Genomic DNA, 25,172 nt, shown 5'->3' on the forward strand with positions numbered 1-25,172 from the left:
TTTGTCATTTCCAGTAACTAGATCGACTCCACACAAATTACCTTTCACTATTTCCAGTGAACGGTAGGAATTTGCTCATTGCCATTACAAGCATATATGACTCCAGTAGAAGCCGTAGCCAATTGCCACGCCGGGAGCGAGCAAAATATTTGTAGGTGGCAGTGGCATATGATTTTCGTCTGAGCTCACAGCTTACAAATCCCATACAAAAAACTGACCAAATACTGACTGCCGGTAAATTCATGCAAACTACGTAATCCACTTGCTAACAATTACTGCTAACTGAATAGAATTAAGTTGCCTCTTGCAAACCAGATAACTGCGGCCTTAACAAATCTAATGCTTCGCATTTATGCATTTTTTGTGATGGATCAGCGCCAACTGATTAAATGATTTCTGATAATCAAAAAGAAGAGCACCGAATTGCACCAAAGGATTTCTGCCTTCAGGCACAGGCATCCGCACGGGCATCGTCCGACTGGGAATTGCTGCGACAAGAGATATTGCACAAAGCTTTGCAATTGACAGCTTCCGGTGCGACTTTTGATTTTCGTGAAATGCTCTGTGATGCTGATAATGCGGCGCGCGCGGGGCAGCTCCTTTGGCTACTTATCAAGCCCTTCGACATCAAGTTATTGATTGGTCCCGGATTCGGCGCGGCTCCGTTACTCTTTGCTACGGCCCTGGCCGCTCTGAAGGAAAACGTGCATCTGAATATCCAGATGGTTCGCGATCAGCGTAAAGAACATAACAAGAAAAAATGGGTTGAAGGTCGCCGTCATCCGGCCAAAACCCGCGCTGTTATCATCGACGACTTCATCGAAGGTGGATCTGCGGTTTCCTTGGTTGAAAGAGCATTGAAAGAAGATGGGCACGATATTCATATCGTTGCCATGGCTGTTTTCTTTGATATGTGGCAGCCATTAGGATCTCGCCAGATCAGTCTGAAAAAGTTCCCTTTGATTCCGCTATTCAAGCGTCATGACATAGGTTTATCGCGTGATGCATTTGATGCCGCTCCGCCGAACATGCGCGGTAGCTATCCCGAATTCATCAGCGAGCCACTCTGGTGGCGCTTCGAATTAAATCAGAACAAACGCTATCGATATAAAAGTGCGCCAGTGATTGTGGGCGATGCTGTATTTTGCGCCGACGATTCTAGTCGCATATTCCGTCTACGGGCAAAAGACGGAACACAGGAATGGGAATATCAAAGTCTGGAGCGCCCTCAAAAAGGTATTGTTCAATTATTGCAGCATGTCGATAACAGTCTGATTTTTGGATGCTACGACGGCACCATCACCAGACTTGACGCCACCAGCGGCAGGATATTGTGGCGCTGGCGTCAAGGTTCGAGCATTCACGCTACGCCACTGATCGATGGCGAACGGCGCCGTATTTTTATCAACACCGAACAATGGAACGAGGGTGCCCCATACGGACACCTCCAAGCACTTGATCTCGACAGCGGGCGGCAAATCTGGGCTACAGCACATCCCTACTGGCCGCCATCGAGCCCCGTTTATGATCCGCACTTGAATTGCGTGGTCAGTACCTGTAACGACGAAAGCGTCATTTGCGTCCATGCCGATACCGGGGTTCTCAAATGGTCAGCAAAAACAAAGGGCTTGGTACGTGGCCGACCGTGCGTTGCCGATGAGTGTGTATTCATGGCGACCGAAAACGGCTTGTTGTACTGCTTCGATCTAAAAGACGGAGCACTCGTATGGGAAAAAAAATATGGCAAGCCAGGTTTTCATCAGTTTCTTGAATGTGGTGAGGGCTGTGTCTATGTGCTCGATGGGAAATGGAATCTCGTCGCGATGAGTATAGACGCTGGTGAAGTGCGCTGGATAAATCGTCTGCGTTCGGCAGGAGCATGGGGACCGGTCAGGATGGGGCATTACCTGATTGTGGCATCAACAAAAGGAGAGGTTGCCGTCCTCGATACGCTCAAAGAGCGAAAGGTATGGGAAGGACATGCTGGTGGTCAGATCTATCAGCCGCCTTCTGTTGCAGATGGATTGCTGGCGCTGGCGACCAATGAAGCCGGTCTGAAAGTATTTGCGATTCACGATTTCTATCAACAATGAATACTCCGTTTGCGGCCAATATTTCTTTGCGTGCTAGCGTTGCCCCGGACGCCGATGCTGTAGGTGTAGACACAACCGGCAATGAAAAATATGTCGTCCTGACCCAAGTAAAGTCATATCGCGTGGTTTATTTCACCACCGATCCACAATATGTTCCGCCCATGGAAGGCGACTGGTATTTCGCCTCCACGTATGCCGGACCGTTGCCCGAAGGGATGACATTAAAGAACTGCTGGTCTTGGCGATTCAACGGCAATACTTTTGTTTACGCAGGCGATCAGGCCCCACAGAGCAAAGAACAAGCGCTGATCGATGCCAATAAAAAGGCACTGCACAATATTCTGAAGGACAAAATAGCCCGCGTGCGTGAGCCCTATTTTCCCAGTGACAGATTTGGTCATGAATTACGGGCCCAAAAAAAACAGGAAGCGCAGCGTTTTCTTGAACAACCAGATGCTGGTGCAAGTTATGCCTATCTGGAAGCTTCAGCAGTGGCACGCAATCTGTCCATGACCGATGCTGCACGTCTGATTCTCATGCGTGCAGAGCAAATGGAAAAAATGCTACTGGCGACTGAGCGCGTGCGTGAGCGCTTTGCGTTATTAATTGAGCAGGCGGACAGCCAGGAAAGATTGCTGACTTTGCGTGCGGCATTGTTAGAGGATCTTTATCCAGAGTTGTCGCGGGAGTTTCGCTATAACTTCAGCAACACCAAGCCTGCTGATTCGAATGCTGAATTGTCTGGTCAAGCATTAGTTCACGAACAATCAAGATTAAGAGCCATTCTTCGCGACGTGATTAACGAGATACGTGAACCGCGCGAAATGAAGTATGTTCAGAACGATCAAATGATCTCCTATAAGGCAAAGCTGGCAGCCGAGCTTATTAAAATGAAACGTCTTTCTCCAGTTGATGAAAGTTACATAGAACAATATTCAACTTCGAGAAAAATCGAAAGATCACTTGTTGTAAAAAAGTGGATCGAAGAATTGCAGAGGGCCAGAGATAAATTGATTGAAACGGAATTGCTCAAGGAACGTTATCTACTACTTATCGACGGCGTTACGAGCTTATCTAAAGCTCGTGCAATAGAAAACGAAATAAAGAATTTAAGTTAATCGCAATACGAGATCTTTTCGGAGGGGAAATGGCAACAACGAATATTGTGCAGGCAGCAGCAAATTTGGCTTATCAAGCCGGGACTACAGACTCGCTTTCATTAGGTCCTGGTTGGACGCAAATCAATGGAGTAGCAACTGCACAAAATACTGCCTTGGGATATCAGGGAGCTGCCTGGATAAACGAGAGCACCGGCGAGGTGATCATTGCTAGCAGAGGAACCTTACCAACGAATTCTGCAAATTTAGAGTCTGATGCGGCGATCGCCACAGGGCAATCTTTTGAGGCTCAAACAGCTGCTGAACAATATGCGCTGGATGTAATGCAAGCGGTGAGTACTCAATATCCTGATGTGAACGTTACGAAAATATACACAACAGGGCATTCCTTAGGCGGAACAGAAGCTCAAGATCAGAACTTTGCTTTAGTTAATGCCAAAGATAGTAGTGGAGCGCAGATATATCAAGGGATTAGTATTACCTCGTTGGTGTTGGATTCTCCTGGTGCTGACTTGGGAACTGCTGGGCAGGGTCAGAATTACAATGTCATCAATATAGCATCCACCGCCGATACCGTTCATTTGGCTGGAGGATCTGATTTGTCTGGGGCAATTGATATTTTAATGCCCACCGGTCAATCACCTTTTGCCTTGGCTGGGCCATTGTTATATTTGATCAATCCAGCCTTGGGACTGGCGGGTACCCTGTATAGCGCTTATACGACCCTTTCTGCCCATGGGGATGGAAAAATCATGGGTGCGATTTCCCAATCCGCTTTAGGACAAATCGATCCTGCTGTACTCGCCACAATGAGCAAAGCGCAACTCCAGGCGCTGTCAAATATGACTGCGAGCCAGTATCAGAGCCTGCCGTCTGATCAGCAGTCCAATTTGCTGAATATGAGTGCAAGCGATCTGAATACGTATATTGCATCTCTTCCATCTGACCCTCTTGTTTACGACGCATATGGATACGACCAATATGGATATGATCAAAGTGGATACAACATTTATGGACGCAATGCCGCCGGGCTGTTAAATCCCAACATCGCTCAATCTGGCGCGACAACTCAAGAGGTGTCAGCAGATGGTTCGAAAATTACCACGGTTATACAAAAAGATGGATCGTCACAAACTACGATTATCGCGACCGATGGAACGGTCTATGTATATCAGATGGATCAGAGTGGGCAGCCGGTATCTGTAACTACTAAGAATGTCGATCAAAGTATCGACGTGATGACTTTTGACTCGAAGACAAATTCGTGGACTAATACACAGAAGAATGCGGACGGTAGTTCTCTGGTTAGTTCTGGTGGAAGTGACGCTGTTGGTAATTCTTCAGAAAACGTACAATCAATTTCCTCTTCGAATCAGGTTGCTGAGTCGATTAATATTTCTACGAGCGAGAGTGGAGTCACAACAGAGAATATATACGTTGTTGGCAATGTACTGCTCTCGACTACGGTTATCCAAACAGATGGTTCTAGCGTAAAAACCACTTATAACAGCTCAACAGATAAAAATCTAAAAACAGTAGTCACTACTGATAAAAACGGTAACATTCAAACAGCAACGACAACGGCAGGGACGAATCCAAATAGTTATCATACTGTGATTACTGATGGTGACGGCAATGTAATAAGCACTCAAGATACGTCAACAGCTATTAGTATTAACAGCGTCGAAACTGTTACCCTGATAAATTATGACGCGACAGGGTTGATCACTAGCCGCGTCGTCACAACGACAGATACCGATAATACGGTTACGTCAAAATCATACGACGGCGATGACACACTGAAATCCATTACAGTAAAGCAGCCGGATGGTAGCAGCACCGAGACTGATTACAAAGATCCAAATGATCCAAATGTCACGCTGGTGCTGCAGAGAGACAGCGATGGCAACCTGGTGAGCGCGACTAACACGGTTAAAGACTCAGTTCCTGGGAATTATTTTCAGACCGTCACAGATCCGGAAGGCGACCAGCAAACCAGCGTGGTCCAGAGGGCCGTAGCCACGAATGCATTGGCTACTACAGACGACGCGCTGGAACTGATTACTGCAATCCAGCAAGGAAAACCACTGCCGATTTTGGCTTCAGGTCTCACGCTGGCCAATGCCGTTACCACCAACACTTACCTCAATGAGGCGGGAAGTGTTGCTAACGGCGCGGTGGCACTACTTGGGTTGGAAAATGCACTAAAGAGTGATGACTATGCGGCGGCAGTCGGCGATGTGGTCGACGTCGCCGCCGCTGGTGCCAATTTGTATTCGGAGATTGAGACTGCGACTGCCTCCGCAACAGGAACTGCAGCTGATATTGCCAACGCTCAGGCGGCCTCCAGTGTGGCGACTGACATAAATGATGCCGTACCATATGTCAATATCGGCGTTGATTTGCTCGAGCACAATTACGTCGGTGCTGCAATTGCAACTGTCGCTGCGATCAACCCTACTGTCGGTGCTGTGCTGGAGGCGGTAGATCTAATCTGGGGACTGTTCAGCGATGATGATCCGCCATCTCCCTGGGGAACCGGCAGCTTTAGCTGGAATGCCGACGGCTCTGTCGGCATGCAGGTAGCCGGCGAAAATGGCGGCGCTCAAAGCATATCGAATGTAATGAGTACTGTTCTGACCTATCTCGAACAAGAAGTCAACACGGCCAATGCTCACTCTCCCGATACACCAGTAGGATTGATCGCCAGCAGACTGCCCACGCTCTCTTATAACGGTTTGTTTACGTTGACTGAAACAGATCCTGTTACTGGTGCGACATCCACTTACACGTTTGATGCCAATGGCAATCCTTTGGATGCCGTCGTGGGGTCGACCAATTATTACCTGACCCTGTCGCAGCAATATGTAGAGGCCGCACTTGCCAATGACGCTATCGCACCTGAATGGGAAGTACAGACCATGTTCGAGCAGGCTCAGCATGGCTTGCCGCGGGCGGGCGAGTCAGAAGTGCAGCGAGATGCCGCGACCGGCGGTCTGGCACAACCGCTGGCATCGACGGCAACTACAGAGCAGTTTGATCCAATTGCTCTTGATCTGACTGGTAACGGTATTCAGACGGTAGCCCTGGCAAATAGCGATGTGTCGTTTGACGTTGATGGTTCGGGATACTTGAAACACACTGAATGGATAAGTCCAAACGATGGATTGCTGGTGTTGGACGTCAATGGCACCGGGAATATTGATACCGGGGCGGACTTGTTTTCCAACTCCCAGGTGGTTCCAGCTGATCGCGGCGTTGCCTCACTAAGCTGGATTGACTCCAATGGCGATGGCATCCTGACCGCAGCTGATGCGGTCTGGAATTCCTTGCAGGTGTGGCAGGACATCAATGGCGATGGTATTGCGCAAGCAGGCGAGTTGCATTCCCTGAGTAGTCTGGGTATTACAGAACTCGATTATTCCAATGGCACAATGGTCCGCAATGGTCAGGTTTATCAGATGGCGACAGAAGACCTGACTGCTGATGCAATCGGCGTCAAGACAACCGAGACCACTAACGGCTTGTTGGTCAATACCAGCGACGGGCAAGTGACACTGGTCATCGATAACGTCAGCCAGATTCAGACAATTTCTGCGGGAGTCCATCAGATTACTACTGATGAGAATGTAGAAATCGATCTTCCTACGACTGAACTGACGCAGACCGACACTGCTGTCGGACCGGGAGTGACGGGCTTGACTGTCACTGGCGTGGGAAATGCGGTAGACGGCACCGTTTCATTAGTCAATGGTGTTATTCATTTTTCCCCTACCAATGACTATTCAGGAAATCAGGCCAGTTTCACCTATACCGAAGTCGATAACCTGGGCAACGTTGGAACAGGCACAGTCGATGTGGACGTGTCGTTTATCGCTCAGCCATTGACTGTTACCGGGACCGGAGCAACCATCCTCGATCCATACGATGGCAAGTTGCAGATAGTTGATCCGGACAGTACAAAATTCACCTATGCCATCACCAATCAGGGTGATGATGGCGTCGCCACCGTCAACGCCGATGGAACCTGGTCTTATATTCTGGAAAGCGGCTATCGGGTTAACTCGTCGCAAACCGACGCCTTCCAGGTAAAGGTGACGGACTCGTATGGGATGTCCGCGGTTGAAACGATTACCGTACCGGCACCGGCACCTGTGAGTGTTCCGGGTGACGGGGAAGGCGAAGGAGATGGAAATAATACAGGATCAGATGACGGTTCTGAGACCGAGAGCGAGAGTGAGAGCGAAGGTGGATCCGGTGGCGAAGGAGAAGGTGGAGAAGGTGGTGATCCCATCGTCCTGGATTTACACAAGACCGGTATTCTGACCACATCGGCACAAAATAGTAATGTCTATTTTGATCTTAGTTCGGATGGCTATAAGAACAGCGTGGGCTGGATTAGCGCTCAGGATGCCTTCCTTTTTTATGACCCGACTGGGCAAGGTCTGCTCAGTAGTGCAAAGCAGCTCAATCTAACAAATTATGTACCCAATGCCACAAGCGATCTGGCTGCATTAGCTTCTTTCGATACCAATCATGCAGGCGCCTTGAGCTCCGCAGATGCGGTATGGAATGACCTGTTTGTCTGGGATGATGCGAACGGCAACGGGATAGTCGATGCGGGAGAAGTGCAAAGTCTTACGCAAGCCGGTATCAGCAAGATTTCTCTGACTAGTACCGGACAGTTTGGCACCCAGAACGGCAATGTCATCAATGGCGGATTTTCGGTTGGCATGACCGATGGAAGTCAGATCCAGGCGGAAGAAATCACGTTGCAGATGACAAATCAGGTCAAGATTGCCAATGCCGATGGCACTACGACTGTAGAAACGCAGAGTTCCAGTTCAACCAATACGGTGGTCTCAGGAGACGGCCTATTGCTCGGAGCAAACGGCAATAGCACGATTACTGGCGGTGACGGTGCCGACGTGGTTTTTTCCGGAGATGGAGATGACACGATTCAGGTCGGCAATGGCAATGACGTGATTTATGCCGGCAATGGTAAGGACGTTATCTATGCCGGTGGCGGTAATGACACTATATACACTGGCGGTGGCACCGATCTCATTGTCGTTGGCAATGGCAACGATGACATCTTCGCCGGCGGCGGTAGTGACGTAATCTTCGCCGGAAATGGTAACGACATCATCTACGCTGGAAACGGTAATGATTTGATATCGGTGGGCAATGGTAATGACAGTGTGATCGCAGGGAATGGTGCAATCCAGATCATTGCCGGAGACGGTAATGATCTGCTGCAAGGTGGTGCTGGTGTGGCGCAAATCACTGCAGGTAATGGCGACGATACTCTGGTAGCCGGAAGCGGAATTGCTACCTTGACGGGTGGATTGGGCAACGATATTTTTGCTGTCAACAACGTCAGTGATGTAGTGCAAGCCAAGAGCGGTGCAAAGAGCAACGAAATCGACACGACTGTCAGCTATACGGCCTCGGAAAATGTGCAAACGCTGAAGGCAACCGGCAGCGGTGATCTGACACTGACTGGTAACGGAGAGGATGACGTAATTACCGCCAATGCCGGTAACGACACCCTGGTGACTGGATCTGCCAGCGATACTCTGATCGGCGGGGCGGGCAATGATACCTACGTACTTGGTAATGCTGGTGACGTCATTACGCTTGGCCAGGGCAATAGCGTAATCACCGACGATACAGGTAATGCTAATGTTACTGTTACAGGTAATGATAGTGGTGCAGCAACGATTATTTTGGGCAACGGCGACGACATTTTGCAACTCGCCAATAACAATAGTAACGACCAGATCACACTTGGTGATGGTAGCAACTCGGTCCAGTTAGGCAATGGTGATGATATTGTGCGCACCGGCTCGGGCAAGGACTGGATTCAGTTGGGCGTGGGTAGCGATCAGGTGATTGCCAGCGGCGGTAATCTCACGCTTTATACTGGTCGTGGCGGCAGTATTGCCGTGGCAGGCCATGCCTCTGAGGTGCAGATGATTGCCAGTAATGAGGTGATTAATCTGGTGGGGCAGAATGATGTCTACACGGTTGGTGGGGACAGCGACACTTTAGATGTGACAGAAAGTGGCACTAGAGTCACCACAGATGGTTCCGCGAATCAGATTGCACTGAATGGGCAGAACGATAGTCTCTCCGTTGACGGCGATCAGGGTAACGTATTGGTAGCTGGTGACGGTGCCACGGTGGTCACGAATGGCGCGGATGCGCAGGTCAAAATCACCGGCCAGAATGCCAGCCTGACAGTAGATGGCGATGAGGCAAGCGCAGTGATAGCCGGAAGCGGTGCCATTGTTCTGACCAACGGTGCGGCCGAGAACCTCACGCTGGCTGCGCAGAATGACAGTTTGACTGTTGACGGCGACGATGCAACTGTGAACGCCTCCGGATCTGCAGATAACATCGTCACAAACGGTGCTGATGAAGCCATTTCGATTGGCGGTCAGAATAGCAGCCTGCTCGCGGATGGTGATAGTTCCGATGTGCAAGTAACAGGTACTGCGGTACAAATCACCTTGAACGGCAGTGGTGGTGCGCTCGATATCGCCGGCGGAAATGATGTGGCGGAAATCAACGGCGATCACGCCGATGTGATGGTGGACAGCAGTAGCAACAACGTCATGGCTAATGGCAACAATGAGCTGCTTACAGTTGGCGGCCAAAAAAATGCAGTGGCTGTCAATGGCGAGAGCAGCACCGTCGCAGTGACGGGCAGTGATGCAACGCTGTCCCTGGCGGGCAACAATGATTCAGTCGCGTTGAGTGGGCAGAATGATCAAGTGACGGTCGAAGGTGCTAATGCCACAGTTAGCGTTTTGGGAAGTGCTGCGGCGGTCATTGTCAATGGCGACAATGGAAGCATGATGTTGTCTTCAAATGATGCCGTGGCAACAGAGAATGGCAGCGGTGATGCCATTATTGTCACGGGCGACGGCAACCACCTGACTATCAATGGCGGTGCCGGAACGCTCACGGTCTCGGGACAAGATGATTCAGTTCTCGTAAGTTCGGATGGCGAAGTCGTTACTATCGGCGGTCAGAATGATGATGTTATTCTGGCGGGGAATGCTCAGGCGGTTACGGTGACTGATAGTGTGGTTTCAATGACCACTAACTATGAACAGACAATTATGCTGAGTGGTCAAGGCGATAGCTTGATGCTCAATGGTGATGACCAGAATGTCATTGGACAGGATGGTAATTATGACCTGAATGTCGGTGATGGCGGCGTCAATATCCAGTTCGGCAACGGTGACAATCAGGTCAGTGTGGGGCAAGGCTATAACGTCATCACGCTGGGTGATGGCAATAATCTTTTGCAACTGGCAGATGGCACCAGCGAAGTCTCCTTGGGCAGCGGCAACAACACACTGTCAGCGGGCGACGGTTACGAGCAGATTAGTGCAGGCAATGGTGCCGATAACATCACTGTCGGTAGCGGCGGCAGTACCATTACCCTCGGCAATGGTGACGATACTGTCGTAGCCGGTGATGCCTGGAACAATATTTCCCTTGGTGGCGGTAATGACAGTGTTTCCGTGGGTAACGGAGGCAGTAGCATTTCTGCAGGAAATGGTAACGACACCATTAAGTTAGGAAACGGCAGTAATTACGTGTCGGCCGGAGACGGTAATGACACGCTTATCCTGGGTAGTGGAAACGACTACATCTCCTTGGGAAGCGGAACTGATTCGATTGATCTTGGTAATGGCACGGATCACCTTTACCTCGGTGCCGGCAATACTACCGTTAAGGTCGACGCTAGCGCTGGCAATTCATCTGATGTGGAGCAAGCCAACATTCAGACGTATGGCGGTGCCAACAGTGAACTGGTGTTCTCCAATGCCTCTAGCCAGCAATTGTGGTTCCAACGCTCTGGAGAAGATTTGCTTGTCAGTGTGATTGGCACCTCCGTCCAGTTGGATCTGAACAATTGGTACTCGTCTGATACTTATCAGGTGCAGAGCATGGCCACTGATGATGGAAAAACACTGGTGAATACGCAAGTACAAGCGCTGGTAAATGCGATGGCATCACTGTCGCCGCCAGCGGCGGGTACGACGACACTGTCTTCTTCGTATCAGCAGCAACTCGAATCTGTCATCGCGTCCAGCTACCACTGAGTTTCCTCTTTTCCTCTATGCAATACAACCACCTGAGATTACGGTCCCAGGTGGTTTCTACTTGGCTTTGTAAAGTCATCAACCGAGTATGAGCATCCCGCTATCCACCGCTCAGCAAGCAGCATCGCCCAGTATTGATGCAGGCTTGTCGGCATTGGTCTTGATTGCCAGATTTCACGGTGTAGCCGTGGATATTGATCAGCTTAAACATGCTTCCGGAGTGTCGAATGAAGAGATGCAGGAAGCCGATATTGTGCTGGCAGCACGCTCCATTGGCCTCAAAGCCCGTGGCGTAAAAGTTGAACCAGAGCGACTCGCCAGCACCCCCTTTCCGGCGCTAGTGCTATGCAAGAATGGCCGGCACTGCATCCTCGCCGGTGGCGACGCCGACAAGGTGCTGGTGCTAGACGTTAATGAGAGCAGTCCCAAGCTCACTCCGATCAGTGAACTCATAGCCCGGTGTTCCGGACGCATGCTGCTGTTTGCCTCGCGCGCCTCACTGGCGGGCGAGCTGGCGCGCTTTGATTTCTCCTGGTTTATCCCCGCTGTGGTTAAGTATCGCCGCCTGCTTCTGGAAGTATTCGCAGTATCGGCAGTCTTGCAACTGTTCGGCCTGGTATCGCCGCTGATGTTCCAAGTGGTTATGGACAAGGTTTTGGTTAACCGCGCATTCAGCACCTTGAATGTAGTATGTATAGCCTTGCTGATCAGCGCCATATTCGAGGTGTTACTGACCGGGTTACGCAACTATGTGTTTGCTCACACTACCAATCGCATCGACGTTGAATTGGGAGCGCGCCTGTTCCGCCATCTGCTGACCCTGCCACTGGGCTATTTTGCGGCCCGGCGCGTGGGTGATACCGTTGCACGCGTGCGCGAGCTGGAAAATATACGCAGTTTCCTCACCGGGCAGGCACTGACTGCCGTGCTCGATTTGATCTTCTCAGTGATCTTTATCGCGGTAATGTGTTTTTACAGTGTCTGGCTAACCATGATTGTGGTGATTTCATTGCCAGTCTATGGCGCCATTTCCGCGACCATCAATCCAGTACTACGCAGTCGTCTCAACGATAAATTCGCACGGAGCGCAGACAATCAGGCTTTTCTGGTGGAGACTGTGTCGAGTGCTGAGACAGTGAAGTCGATGGCGGTCGAGCCTCAGTTCACTCGCCGTTGGGATAATCAGCTGTCGGCCTATGTGGCAGCCGGATTCCGTGTGAGCTCTCTGGGCAATATAGGACAGCAGCTAATTCAGTTCGTGGGAAAACTAGTGACACTGTTAACTTTGTACTTTGGCGCAAAGCTGGTGATCGACGGCAGATTGTCCGTGGGCCAGTTGATCGCCTTCAATATGATGTCACAGCGCGTGGCTGCTCCGGTATTGCGGCTAGCGCAGTTGTGGCAGGATTTTCAGCAAGTGGGCCTATCGATGCGCAGGCTGGGTGACATACTCAACACGCGCAATGAATTGCCGCAGAGCAGGCAGGCATTGCCGGCCATCAAAGGCAATATCAGTTTTGAAGATATCCGTTTCCGCTATCGCCCCGATGGGCCGCCCATATTGAATGGGGTCTCCTTGCATATTCATGCAGGACAGGTCATTGGCATCGTTGGCCGGTCTGGTTCCGGCAAGAGCACGTTGACCAAACTGCTGCAGCGACTCTATGTGCCAGAAAATGGCCGTGTGCGGGTGGATGGCATTGATCTGGCGCTGTCGGATCCAGCTTGGCTGCGTCGTCAGATCGGTGTGGTGCTGCAGGAAAACATGCTGTTCAACCGCTCGATCCGCGACAATATTGCCGTCACCGATCCCGGGCTTCCCTTGGAGGCGGTGATCCACGCCGCCCAGCTAGCCGGCGCTCATGACTTTATTCTAGAACTGCCACAAGGGTACGACACGATTGTCGGTGAGCATGGTTCGAGCTTGTCTGGCGGCCAGCGGCAACGGATTGCGATTGCCCGCGCCCTGGTCAGTAATCCGCGTATTTTGATTTTTGATGAAGCCACCAGTGCGCTGGACTTCGAAACGGAGCGCATCGTTCAGCAAAATATGCGTGCTATGTGCAAAGGCCGTACAGTGATCATCATTGCACATCGCTTGTCGGCGGTACGGCATGCCGATCAAATCGTTGCAATGGATAAGGGATTGATTGTAGAGCGCGGTAGTCACGATCAGTTATTAAGCAAAGCTGGATACTACGCCCATCTTGTATCTCTTCAGAACAGTTAAGCACGTTCATCCATGCAATTTCTCAGATTAAGCGCCTTCGCTGATTTGATGCGACGTTACCTTGCCGTGTTCAGAAGTGCTTGGTCAATTCGCCATCAGCTTGATAGCAAACCACGCCTGCCACATGAACTGGAATTTCTTCCTTCCAATCTGGAGCTGGTTGAAACTCCGGCTCATCCTGCACCACACTGGACGATGCGCTCTATTGTCGCACTGGCCTTGCTGATACTGATCATCGCATTGTTTGGAAAGCTTGATATTGTGGCGTCGGCCAAAGGGAAATTACTACCAGATGCACGAGTGAAAATCATACAGCCGGCGATCACGGGTGTGGTGAGGCATATATGGGTCAAAGACGGACAGCGGGTCGCGGCTGGTGCCTTGTTGATGGAGCTGGATCCAACTCAGGCGGCTGCGGACGCAGACAATGCTCGTTCAGCAAAAATTAGTGCACAGCTGGCCATGGCGCGTTCCCAGGCCCTGCTTGACGCGCAACAAAAACAACAGATGCCGCATGTGGTATCGGTGCCTGGCGCTTCGGACGAGGAACAACGCCAGGCGCAACATTTTGCCGATGGCTTTTATCACGAATATCAAGATAAATACGCCAGTGCTCAGGCCGAATTGGCCAAGCGCAGCGCAGAACTGGATAACACCAATAAGGAAATCGCCAAGCTCGAAGCGACTGCCCCGTTGGCACGGCAGCAGGCAAATAGCTATCAGGCCTTACTGGCCGAAAAATATGTGGCAAAAAATGATTATCTGGACAAGGAGCAGAATGCCCTGGGACAAGAGCATGAACTGATTGCTCTGCGTAGTCACGCGCATCAGCTTAGTGCTGCGGTGGTACAGCAACGCGCAGAGATCGCTTCGATAACTTCGCAGTTCCGGCGAGAGCAACTGGATTTGCTAGACAAGGCTAGTCAGCAATTCACACAAAACAGCAATAATGAAACCAAGGCCGAGACTCGTCAGAATTTACTGAGCTTGACTGCGCCCGTGGCCGGCACGGTACAGCAACTGAATGTGCACACCCTGGGTGGGGTTGTCACGGCTGCGCAGCAAGTCATGGAGATCGTTCCGGATGATGCGATTGAAGTAGAGGTGAGCGTCGAAAATAAGGATATCGGCTTCGTCAATGCGGGACAGGAGGCCGTGGTAAAAATTGAAGCTTTTCCATACACTCAATATGGCTATCTGAAGGGGACCGTAGTCTCGGTTTCCAACGATGCCGCGCAGGATAAGAAACTGGGCCTGATTTTCATGACTCGCATCAAGCTCCCCACCAACAAAATTCATATACGCGATAGATGGGTGAATTTGACGCCGGGCATGGAAGTGACCGCTGAAATAAAAACCGGTCAACGCACCGTGGCGCACTATTTCCTTGACCCGTTGGTACAGACCGCGCAGGAGAGCATGCGTGAGCGTTGATGGAAATCGCTACAGAATGCGGGCGCTGGCACTGAGCTTGGCATTGTTGGGAATTGCTCCGGGCGCGAGCGCATTTGATGTGTTTAGTACCGATCTCGCCGTCCCGCCTGAACCATCGGGCGTGCTATTGAATGACGGAAATGTGGAAAGCTCAAAGGGTGTTTGCGCGTTTGGGGTAGTAGGGCAGCCATTGAGTCTGGCCGAAGCGATTGAGCGCTCCCTGTGTAACAACCCCAAAACCCGTGAAGCCTGGGCCACGGTCAAGGTTCAAAGTGCAGGTGTCGGGATCGCCAAGGCAGCATTTTTACCGACCGTTTCTGGCTCATGGCAAGTGACTCGCGACAACACCGTCACCAATATCAACGGTTTTCCAACTCTAAGCTCGAAGCAACGCGCGACCGAGCAGGCGTACAGCGTTTCTCTGAGTTGGGTGTTGTATGACTTCGGCGGCCGCAGTGCTGCACTGACCAATGCGACGGAGTTGCTTGCTGCAGCACAGGCCAATCATGAAGCGACCCTGCAAGATACCTTTAGCGCTACGGCCAAGGACTATTATGCTGCGCAGGCAGCTTATGGCAATCTGGTGGCCGCCAATGATATTGAACAGTCCTCGCAAGAGAGTTTCAAGGCCGCCTCCAGCCGGGTCGACAGGGGTATAGCCCCAATCAGTGATCAGTTGCAGGCACAGACAGTCTATGCGCAGGCTGTGTTTAGCCGCACCAAGGCCCAGGGCGATTGGCAAGTGGCACTGGGTACCTTGATGGCAGATCTGGATCTGGATCCGAATCAAAAGATTTCGTTGCCAGCGGTGACCGAGGTGGTAGCCGCTCCGCCAGAATTCACGCAATCACTTGATGATTTGATCATCGATGCCAAGGAAGACCATCCCAGTGTGCGGGCGGCTCGTGCACAACTGAACGCAGCACTGGCCAAGATCAAGGAGACTGAAGCAGAAGGTTTGCCCAATGTAGGACTGACCGGAAAGTACAGCTGGAACAACCAGCCGGTCAGTCCCAGTCTGGGCGAGGCAGGGTTGCCGGCCTGGGCTAGTGACAAGTACATTGGAGTTCTAGTCACCTTGCCCTTGTTTGAGGGATTTAACCGTACCTACCAGGTGAGGCAGGCACAAGCACAAGCAGAGTTGGCGCGCGCGACCCTTGACGAAGCGCAGCGCAAAGTGGCTTTGAATATCTGGTCTAGCGAACACGCCTTGCGCACGGCGACAGAAAATATCGGCAACAGCACGACCTTGCTGGATATCGCACAACGCTCCTATGACGCCTCGTTCCACCGTTATTTGGCCGGTGTCGGCAATATTCTTGAATTATTGAACACGCAAACAGCGCTGGCCACTGCGCGCAAGCAACATGTGCAGGCATTGACCGATTGGCGTACGGCACGGCTGCAATTGGCAGCCACGTTGGGTAAGCTGGGAATGTGGAGCATTACACGAGACAAGTAAAGACATTGCCCGAGAACTTGGGCAACTTGGCAGTGCCGCGTTGTGCTTAGCTGAATGCGTATTTCAGTGATGATGGACACCTAGTCCGGCGACGTGGGCGCTTTTAGTTCAGTCGACCTGAACAGATGAAAAGCCTAAGAACTATTCAACGCAAGTCAACCTATTGGATTGTGGATGCTTCGTTTATATCCGGTTCGAAAGAATAAAATGTCTGCAAGCGCCGGAAGCGGCGCAAATTCACCTTGTAAGCTATGAGCGGGATCAGAAAAGGAAGTCATCATCGCGACACATTACGCAAGCTCGCAAACGCCTGCGGCTCCCAATCCCGATAAGCCATCAGCAAGCCTGTTCCCCTCCGTTGCGAGAAAGGGGCCTTCAGACTTTCCTGATGCAACTCCGCGAACTCGCGATGCAGGCGCGCCAGTTTGCCTTGCAACTGGGCATACGCCTGTTCGCTCAACATCCCATGCACGAACACCAGCTTCTCGGATGGATCCGCAAAGCGGCTACCTATGAAGTCGGTCAGACCCTGGCTGTGAAAGTAGCGGTTGATGGGGCCATCGGGCAGCCATTCGAAATTGCGAGCCACCAGAAGGCGGATGCGGTTACCCGGTAGCAGCGAGATCAGGCGCATCCGGTCCAGCGTCAACAGGCACTTGATGCATTCGGCTTGGTCAATGCGGTATTTCTGGATGATGTCGGCCACGGACCAATGGTTCAGGGTGCAGATGGCCACCAGCAGGAGGCGCATGTCGGCGACCAGTTCGCGCTCCTGCGCGACGTCCAGCCGCTCTGTTAGCTCGTGACCCGCTTCGGCCTGCTGGGCCAGTTCCGCCAGCGACATTTCCAGCAGCTGCGCCAGTTGGCCAAGCCGCGCCACGGTGAGATTGCCATTGGAGAACATGCGCTTGACAGTCGGCTCGGATAAGGCAAGCGAGATTGCTACGTCGCGGTAGGTCATCCCGCGGGCTTTCAAGCCTCGCTTGATCGTAATCATCAAGCGCGAAATGGAGATGTCGGCCATGGAAGTATCTATATTTGATACTAAAAATATACTTGGTTAATTCTAAATCACAAAAGTATCTGCATTTAATATTTTCTGCTTATGATGTGAAACATGTCGCTGGCCCATGAGAATCTAGCGCCCTTGTACAGAAAGCCAACTGAATTGGAAAACAGAAAAATAAGAGTAATCGGTACCGGTATGGCCTTGCCAGCCGGGGAAGTCAGCGATATCGAGCTGGATCGTCGGCTTGGACTGGCCCCGGGCTCCACCTTCCGCATTACAGGCGTGAAGCGCCGCTTCCTCTCCACCAACGAAACCGCCGCGCAACTGGCTGCGGGGGCCTGCGAGCGCGCCTTGCAGGATGCCGGCTTGCAATGGAGCGACGTGGATTGTCTGGTCGCCGCCTCCGCCACGATGGATCAGGCGCTTCCTTATAACGCGGCACTGGTGCATGCGGAATTAGGACTGCAGGCGCATCGCACCAGCACGTTCGATATTGGCGCCAGCTGCATGTCCTTCCTGACGGCGCTGGATGTGATTAGCTACCTGGTGGCAGCCGGGCGCTACCGGCGCGTGATGTTGGTGTCGGCCGATATCGCGACTTTCGGCATGGATTGGAAACGCCCGCGCGAATGCGGAATCTTCGGCGATGGTGCGGCCGCAGCAGTCATCCGGCGCACCGAGGACGGCGAAGGCAGTGAATTGCTCAGCGCCGGCCTGGTCACCTTGTCGGAAGGAGTTGCGGATTGTCGCATCCCGGCCGGCGGATCGCGTCATCATCCGCGCCGCATGGCGCAGGACATCGAACCATTGTCGGTCTTTCACATGGCGGGCAAGCAGGTATTCCGTCGGGTCGCCACCGAGCTGCCGGCCTTTGCCGGGCGCCTGCTGCACGAGGCCGGCCAGACGATGGAGCAGCTTGCCGCCGTCATTCCTCACCAGGCCAGTCAGCTGGCGCTGGACCATCTGTCTAAGCGATTGCGCATCCCGTCCGGACGCTTGGTGGACGTGTTTTCCCGGTTCGGAAACCAGGTCGGGGCCTCGTTGCCGACTGCCTTGCACCTCGCCATCGCGGAGGGCCGCGTGAAACGGGGTGAATCCATGATGCTGATCGGCACCGGCGCCGGCCTGACGATGGGCGGCATCGTCATGACATATTGAGGCCGTGATGAAAATCCTGATCACTGGTGGAACCGGTTTCCTTGGACGGCACATTGTCTGGCGGCTGGCGGAGCAGGGCCATGAAGTGGTCTTCACCGGCCGCGACCGCGTGCAAGCCGATGCCGTCACGCACGCCATGCCCGCGGGGGCGTCCGCCCCGGTGCATTTTTGCGCGCTGGAGCACGGACATCCCGAGGCCGCGGAGCGGTTGCTGGAATGCGCGGCCGGTGCACAAGCCATCGTGCATTGCGCGGGGCTGGCCGCGCCATGGGGCAGCGCCGCCGCCTTCCATGCCGCCAATGTCGCCTCCACCCGGGAGGTATTGGCCGCATGCCGCCACCACGGCATCGGCAAGCTGGTGCATATCTCCACGCCCAGCATCTATTTCCGCTTCGCCGATTGCATCGGAGTCCGTGAGGACGACCCGCTGCCGCCGCCGGTCAACGCCTACGCCGGCACCAAGCTGCACGCCGAGCATCTGGCGCAGGCGGCAGGCTTGCAGCAGCTGGTGATCTTGCGGCCGCGCGCCATCTTCGGCCCCTGGGACAACACCTTGCTGCCGCGCCTGTTGCGCATCGTGCAAAGCGGCCGCGCGCCCTTGCTACGCGGAGGCCGCGCTCTGCTGGATCTAAGCTACGTGGACAACGTGGTCGATGCGGTGCTGCTGTCCCTGCGCGACGGCTGTCCCGGCGGCGCCTATAACGTCAGCAACGGGGAGCCGATCGCGGCGGCCGAACTGTTCGCCCGTCTGGCGCGGTCCTTGGACCTGCCGATCCAGGCCGTGCATCGCCCTTATGCCATCGCCGATATCGCGGCGCGCGCGCTGGAAGCCTGGGCGAGGCTGGCCGGCGGCGGGGAGCCGTTGATCACCCGTTATTCACTCGGTGCCATCGCGTTTTCGCAGACGCTGGATCTGACGCGCGCTACCTCGCAACTCGGCTACGCGCCACGCATCGGTCTGGACCAGGCCATCGCCAGAACCGCGGCCTGGTGGAAAGCGCAGCGCCCGTCATGATGCCGCGCCTCGACTTCCAACTGCTCAAAGTGGGATATTGCACGCATCCGGAATGCGTGGCGATGCGCGGCGGACGCTGGAAATCCGTCCCATTCCCAGCGCTATGCGGCCTGCTGCGCCATCCGCAACGCGGCTGGACGCTGTTCGATACCGGTTACAGCCGGCATTTCAGACAGGCCACGCAGCCTTTCCCGCAACGCTTCTATCGCTGGGTCACGCCCAGCATCCTGCCGGACGAAGAGGCGTTGCCGGCCCAACTCCGCCGCCGCGGCATCGCCCCCGAAGACATCGCCAACATCGTCATTTCGCATCTGCATGGCGACCATATCGCGGGCTTGAAAGACTTTCCCAACGCGCGCTTCATCATCATGCGCGCGGAACTGGACAGCATGCGGCGGCGCTCGCCGCTGGCCAATCTGCGCCGCGGCGTGCTGCCGGGCCTGTTGCCGGACGACTTCATGCACCGGGTGCGCCTGGCCGATGAGTGCCGCCGGGTCGCGCTGCCTCCCGAACTGGCCGCCTTCGGCGAAGGCATGGATCTGTTCGGCGACGGCAGCCTGCTGGCCGTTCATCTGCCCGGTCACACCCGCGGACAGATCGGCGTCGTCCTGCGCCAGGAAGATGGGCGCACGATCTTCTTGTGCGCCGACGCCTGCTGGAACCTCAAAGCAATCGCCGGCGATCTGCGGCCGACCTGGCTGGCGCGCCGGCTGTTCGACAATGAGGCGCACTATCTGGACACCTTTGCGCGGCTGCGCCGGCTGCACGAGCGTGCCCCCGAACTGCGCCTGATCCCATCCCATTGCATGCAATCCTGGCTCTCCCATGAAACACGCCCCGACTGATGCGCTGCTGGTGGCGCTCCATTTCTTGTCGGCCCGGCTGCTCCGGTTCCGTTCACGGCGCCTGCTGCAAGCATGGCAGCGCTTCCGGCTCGGGCGCTTCCTGCGCCGCAGCCTGCCCCGGCTGCCGTACTATGCCCACGCCGCCGGCCAAGGTGCGGCGACGCTGCCCATCATCGATAAACAGGTGATGCTGGCCCACTTCGAACAATTCAACGGCGCCGGCATCCGCCTCGAAGACGCCACGGCCCGCGCCCTGGAGGCCGAATCCTCGCGCGACTTCAGGCCGGAGCTGGGCGGCGTCACCGTCGGCCTCTCCAGCGGCACGCAAGGCCCGCGCGGCGCGTTCATGGTATCGCGCTCGGAGCGCTTGAAATGGGCCGGCATCATGCTGGCCCGGGTGCTCACGCCGGCGATGCTCATGCAACTGGTGCTGGGAAGGCGCCCGCTGAAAGTGGCCTTTTTCATGCGCGCCAACAGCAACCTCTACACCACGCTGGCCAGCCGGCGCATCGATTTCCGCTTCTATGATTTGCTGGAGGGCGTGGAGCCGCATCTCGCCGCGCTGCAGGCCCATGCGCCGGATATCCTGGTCGCGCCGTCGCGCGCATTGGGCTGGCTGGCCGGCGCCCGGCTGGCGGGGCGATTGACGCTGGCGCCGGCCAAGCTGATCGCGGTGGCCGAAGTGCTTGAACCCGATGACCGCCGGCGTGCCGAGCAGGCGTTCGGCAGGCCGGTGCATCAGCTGTATCAATGCACCGAGGGCTTCCTGGCGTACACCTGCCCGCACGGCGTGCTGCACATGAACGAGGAATACGTTCATATCGAACAGGAGTGGCTGGATGAGCAAAAGACGCGCTTCACGCCGGTCATCACCGACTTCACCCGCAGCACCCAGCATTTCATCCGCTATCGCCTCAACGATGTCCTGCGCGTGCGCCAGGCGCCTTGCCCCTGCGGCAACGCCGCGCTGGCGCTGGATGCGGTGGAAGGCCGCAGCGACGACATCCTGTGGCTTCCGGCCCTGAAGGACCGGCAGTTGCGCCCGCTGTTCCCGGACGCCGTGCGACATGCCGTATCGGTCGCGCCCGAGCCCTTGCCCGACTATCGCATCGAACAGCATGGCGAACTGTTCCGGATCGCAAGCGATGGCGATGACCCGCATGCTTACCGGCGCATCGCCGCCGCCCTCGGGCAGGCCGCGCAACGCCACGGCATGCAGGCGCCCACCTGCGCGCAGGCCACGTTCGCGCCGCCCATCCAACACGCCAAACGCCGGCGCATCGTCTGCATCAGGCGGCCGGCGCCAGGCCATCACACGGAGCGTCTCGTCGATCATGCCTAAGGTGCTTATTCTGGGAGGCCGCGCGCCGGTGGCGCTGGATCATGCACGGCGCTTTGCCGCCCAAGGCTGGCAGGTGATCGTCGCCGACAGTGTGTCCTGCCGTCTCAGCAGCTGGTCGCGCGCGGTGCATGCTGATGCGCGGCTGCCATCGCCGCGGCGCATGCCGGCGCAGTTCATCGCGGCATTGAACCGGCTGATCCACCGTCACCGCATCGACATGGTGGTGCCGACCTGCGAAGAAGTCTTCTTTCTTTCCCGCTATCGGGCAGCGCTGCCGCAAGCCTGCCGCATCGTCTGCGACGACTTCGCCAAGCTACGCGTGCTGCACAGCAAATGGGATTTCCTCGCGCTGGCCCGGCAAGCCGGCGGCCATGCGCCGGACAGCGCGCCGGTGGCCGACCTGGCGCAGGCGCGCGCCTGGGCGAACGGCCGGCCGGTCGTGCTGAAGCCGGAATTTTCCCGCTTCGGGGTACACGTGCGCATCTGCGCGCAGGGCATCGCCGATGACATGCCGCCGCTCCCCCCGTTGGGGCGCTGGGTGGTGCAGGCCTATTGCGAAGGCCCCGAGTTCTGCTCGTACAGCATCGCCGACCGCGGACGCCTGCTGGCCCATGCGCTCTATCGTCCGCTGCATCGCCTGCATCGGAGTTCGAGTTACTATTTCGAGGCGCGCCAGCACCAGGGGGTGCAGGACGTCGTCGCCCGGCTGGTGGCGCAACTGGAATTCACGGGCCAGATTTCCTTCGACTGGATCGAATCCCCGGACGGCCGCATGCAGCCGCTGGAATGCAATCCCCGCGCCACCAGCGGCCTGCACCTGTTCGGCATGGACGACGGCATTCCCGCCGCCCTGTCAGGTGCAGCGGATGGACTGGTGACACCTCGGCCAGGATCGGCGCGCATGTTGGCCCCGGTCATGTACGGCCCGGGTCTCTGGCAGGCCGCGACGACCGGCGCCCTGGGCGCGTGGCGCGCCAACCGCGCACGCGCGCGCGACGTCCTGTGCGCCTGGCCGGATCTGGCGCCGCTGGCCGGCGCCGCGGTCGATATGGCGTGGTTCGCCCGCACCGCACTAGCGCGCCGCTGCTCGTTGCGCGAAGCGGCCACCAGCGACATCGAATGGGATGGGGAGACGCTGCCATGCCTGTAGCCTCCGCGCCCGGCCAGGAGGTCTTCTTTGCGCGCGCGCGGGCCTATGCGAGCATCCACCAAGATGTGCCGACCAACGCTTTCATCAGCAACATCGACACGCGTATCGCGCTGCTCGCCCACGGCGAGGCCGCCATTCCCTGCACCATCAACGATGGCGATCCGGGCGAGGCCTGGGTCTGTTCGCCCTCGGTCACTTATGGACGCTACCTGGCGGAGGAAATCCAACGCTACCTGCCGCGCGCGCTGGCCTGGCCGGCGGGGCGGCTGTGCGGGGTCTATCGCCGCATGCTGGAGGGCGCCCGGCTGGACCGCTGCGTCACCCTCAATAACTGGATGCTGGCGACCAATCTCTTTCCGCGCCCCGATCCCGTGGCCCTGGACAGCTGGATAGACCAGGCGCGCCAGCGCTGGCCCGCGCATGCGATCTGGCTGCGCTCGCTGAACATGCGCCAGAACGGCGAGTGGATCGCCTTGCTCCTGGCGCGCGGGTTCCGGCTGCTGCCGTCGCGCCAGGTCTATCTGTTCGACCAGCCGGGGACGCTCGCGCATGCCAACGTCCGGCGTGACCTGCGCCTGCTGCAGACGACGCCGCTGGCGGCGGTCCCGCCCGAGGAACTGGCGCCATCCGACTTCGCCCGCATCGAGACCTTGTATGCCATGCTCTACATGAACAAGTACTCCCGTTTCAATCCCCGCTACCGGGCCGACTTCTTCCGGCGCTGGCATGAAGCGGGCTTGCTGGAACTTCAGGGCTTTCGCGACGCCGGCGGGGAGCTCCAGGCAGTGGTGGGCACGTTCAGCCAGGACGGCGTGCTCACGGCGCCCATCGTCGGCTACCACACCTGCTTGCCGCAATCGCTGGGCCTGTACCGCCTGCTGATGGCGAGCGTTCTGCAGCGGGCGATGCAGCGCGGATGGAGCGTCAATCTCAGTGCTGGCGCGGCGCACTTCAAGCGCCTGCGGGGCGGGCAGGCCGAGATCGAATACAGCGCCGTGCTGGATGACCATCTAGACACGCGCCACCGCCTCACCTTGTTCGCGTTGCGCCAGCTGGCCCATCGGGCCGGCATCCCGCTCATGAGGAAATTTCAACTATGACAGACTGGCCGGATCACCTTCAAGGATGCTGGTTTGTCGTCGGGCACAGTCACCAGCTGCAAGGCCGGCCGGCCGCCATCGAGGTGCTGGGCGTGCCACTGGTCGTGGCGCGCGACGACCAAGGGCGTGCCTTCGCGCTGGTCGATCGCTGCCCGCATCGCCAGGTGCCGCTATCGGCCGGCCGCATGACCGAACACGGTTTGCGATGTCCTTACCACGGCTGGTCGTTTGGCAGCGATGGCCGATGTAGGAAGATCCCCGGCCTGTTGCCGGGAGAGACGCCGCCACCCATCAGCGCCCAGGCCGTGACATGCCATGAAGCGGGCGGATGGGTGTGGGTCAGGCTGGGCGGCACCGGCGCCGTTGCTCCTCCCGCTTGTATGACCAGCCCCCTAGAGAATGCTGCCGTCCTGACCTGGGACGACCGCTGGAACGCGCCGGCCTTGGATTCCATCGAGAATTTCCTGGATCCTCTGCATACCCACACGATCCACCCCGGCCTGGTGCGTAGGGACAAGCAGCGCAGCATCGTGACCGCCACAATCAGCATCGGCGGCGATGGTTTCACCGTGGACTATCGTGGGCAGGAACAGCAGAGTGGATGGCTATATCGACTGTTCGAATCGGAACGCGCCAAGGAACGTGTGGTCTTTGGCGGTGCCGCATCGGCGCGCATCGAATATGGATATAAGAACGGCAGCGAAGTACACATCACGCTGCATTTCACTCCAGAAACAAGCGGACGCACGCGCGTGTTCGGCCGGCTGGAGGTAAGTGGCCGTCGGGTCCCGAAGTGGCTGCTTCGGCTATTGGTGAGCCCGATGCTGCTGAAGATTGCGCGCCAGGATCGGGCAATCTTGGAAACTCAGCATGCCAATAAGCTGAAATTTCCGCCAGCGCGTGGCGTCAGCACCAGGCTGGACATTGTCCGCCCGTATCTCGACCACCTCTGGTCCGGGCAGCGAGGCGGATTTGAGCAAGTCAAATGTGATGTAGTGATGTTTATTTAGGTGCTCGCAATCGCATCAAAAGATCCATTCTTGTCACTATGGCCAGCGATCAGCCTGAAGCGGGCTGTTGCACGTTCTCGGCA

The 25,172-nt window shown here is 55.8% G+C and carries 14 protein-coding genes; 13 read left to right on the top strand and 1 reads right to left on the bottom strand.

From position 1 onward, the window contains the following. Positions 1-389: 389 nt before the first annotated feature. From ACVC5H_RS02925 to ACVC5H_RS02950, 6 genes are all read left to right on the top strand, one after another. Positions 390-2,093, top strand: coding sequence for an outer membrane protein assembly factor BamB family protein (locus ACVC5H_RS02925; protein WP_489620926.1), 1,704 nt, complete (start codon positions 390-392; stop codon positions 2,091-2,093). Further along, the gene (locus tag ACVC5H_RS02930) at positions 2,090-3,211 is read left to right on the top strand and encodes a hypothetical protein (RefSeq protein ID WP_489620927.1); all 1,122 of its coding nucleotides are present in this window, start codon (positions 2,090-2,092) and stop codon (positions 3,209-3,211) included. The genes ACVC5H_RS02925 and ACVC5H_RS02930 overlap by 4 nt, the downstream gene beginning before the upstream one ends. Before the next feature lie 29 nt (positions 3,212-3,240). After that, positions 3,241-11,334 carry a beta strand repeat-containing protein gene (locus ACVC5H_RS02935; protein WP_489620928.1) on the top strand — a complete coding sequence of 2,698 codons (8,094 nt, stop codon included), beginning with the start codon at positions 3,241-3,243 and terminating at the stop codon, positions 11,332-11,334. An 88-nt stretch (positions 11,335-11,422) separates the two neighbouring features. Next, positions 11,423-13,564 carry a type I secretion system permease/ATPase gene (locus tag ACVC5H_RS02940; protein WP_489620929.1) on the top strand — a complete coding sequence of 714 codons (2,142 nt, stop codon included), beginning with the start codon at positions 11,423-11,425 and terminating at the stop codon, positions 13,562-13,564. A gap of 12 nt (positions 13,565-13,576) precedes the next feature. Beyond that, a complete protein-coding gene (locus ACVC5H_RS02945; protein WP_489620930.1) occupies positions 13,577-14,998 on the top strand; it encodes an HlyD family type I secretion periplasmic adaptor subunit in 1,422 nt (473 codons plus the stop codon). Continuing rightward, positions 14,988-16,460, top strand: coding sequence for a TolC family protein (locus ACVC5H_RS02950; RefSeq protein WP_489620931.1), 1,473 nt, complete (start codon positions 14,988-14,990; stop codon positions 16,458-16,460). The genes ACVC5H_RS02945 and ACVC5H_RS02950 overlap by 11 nt, the downstream gene beginning before the upstream one ends. A 277-nt stretch (positions 16,461-16,737) precedes the next feature. On the opposite strand, the gene ACVC5H_RS02955 is transcribed toward ACVC5H_RS02950, so the two are convergent. Next, a complete protein-coding gene (locus ACVC5H_RS02955) occupies positions 16,738-17,484 on the bottom strand; it encodes a transcriptional regulator (RefSeq protein ID WP_489620932.1) in 747 nt (248 codons plus the stop codon). Between the two features lie 93 nt (positions 17,485-17,577). Between ACVC5H_RS02955 and ACVC5H_RS02960 the strand changes: the two genes are divergently transcribed. The 7 genes from ACVC5H_RS02960 to ACVC5H_RS02990 are packed head-to-tail and all read left to right on the top strand — an operon-like array spanning position 17,578 to position 25,089. Further along, positions 17,578-18,627, top strand: a complete 1,050-nt coding sequence (locus ACVC5H_RS02960) for a 3-oxoacyl-[acyl-carrier-protein] synthase III C-terminal domain-containing protein (protein WP_489620933.1) — start codon at positions 17,578-17,580, stop codon at positions 18,625-18,627. 7 nt (positions 18,628-18,634) lie between these two features. Further along, positions 18,635-19,642: an NAD-dependent epimerase/dehydratase family protein gene (locus ACVC5H_RS02965; protein ID WP_489620934.1), complete on the top strand. Its 1,008-nt coding sequence runs from the start codon at positions 18,635-18,637 to the stop codon at positions 19,640-19,642. Then, entirely contained in the window at positions 19,642-20,487 is an 846-nt protein-coding gene (locus ACVC5H_RS02970) for an MBL fold metallo-hydrolase (RefSeq protein ID WP_489620935.1), read from the top strand. The genes ACVC5H_RS02965 and ACVC5H_RS02970 overlap by 1 nt, the downstream gene beginning before the upstream one ends. Continuing rightward, entirely contained in the window at positions 20,468-21,829 is a 1,362-nt protein-coding gene (locus ACVC5H_RS02975; RefSeq protein ID WP_489620936.1) for a F390 synthetase-related protein, read from the top strand. Before ACVC5H_RS02970 ends, ACVC5H_RS02975 begins: the two co-directional genes overlap by 20 nt. Continuing rightward, positions 21,822-22,979 carry an ATP-grasp domain-containing protein gene (locus ACVC5H_RS02980; protein ID WP_489620937.1) on the top strand — a complete coding sequence of 386 codons (1,158 nt, stop codon included), beginning with the start codon at positions 21,822-21,824 and terminating at the stop codon, positions 22,977-22,979. Before ACVC5H_RS02975 ends, ACVC5H_RS02980 begins: the two co-directional genes overlap by 8 nt. After that, a complete protein-coding gene (locus ACVC5H_RS02985) occupies positions 22,970-24,079 on the top strand; it encodes a GNAT family protein (RefSeq protein WP_489620938.1) in 1,110 nt (369 codons plus the stop codon). The genes ACVC5H_RS02980 and ACVC5H_RS02985 overlap by 10 nt, the downstream gene beginning before the upstream one ends. Continuing rightward, positions 24,076-25,089: a Rieske 2Fe-2S domain-containing protein gene (locus ACVC5H_RS02990; RefSeq protein ID WP_489620939.1), complete on the top strand. Its 1,014-nt coding sequence runs from the start codon at positions 24,076-24,078 to the stop codon at positions 25,087-25,089. The genes ACVC5H_RS02985 and ACVC5H_RS02990 overlap by 4 nt, the downstream gene beginning before the upstream one ends. Positions 25,090-25,172: the final 83 nt, after the last annotated feature.

This window comes from Herbaspirillum sp. Her3, assembly GCF_057961275.1.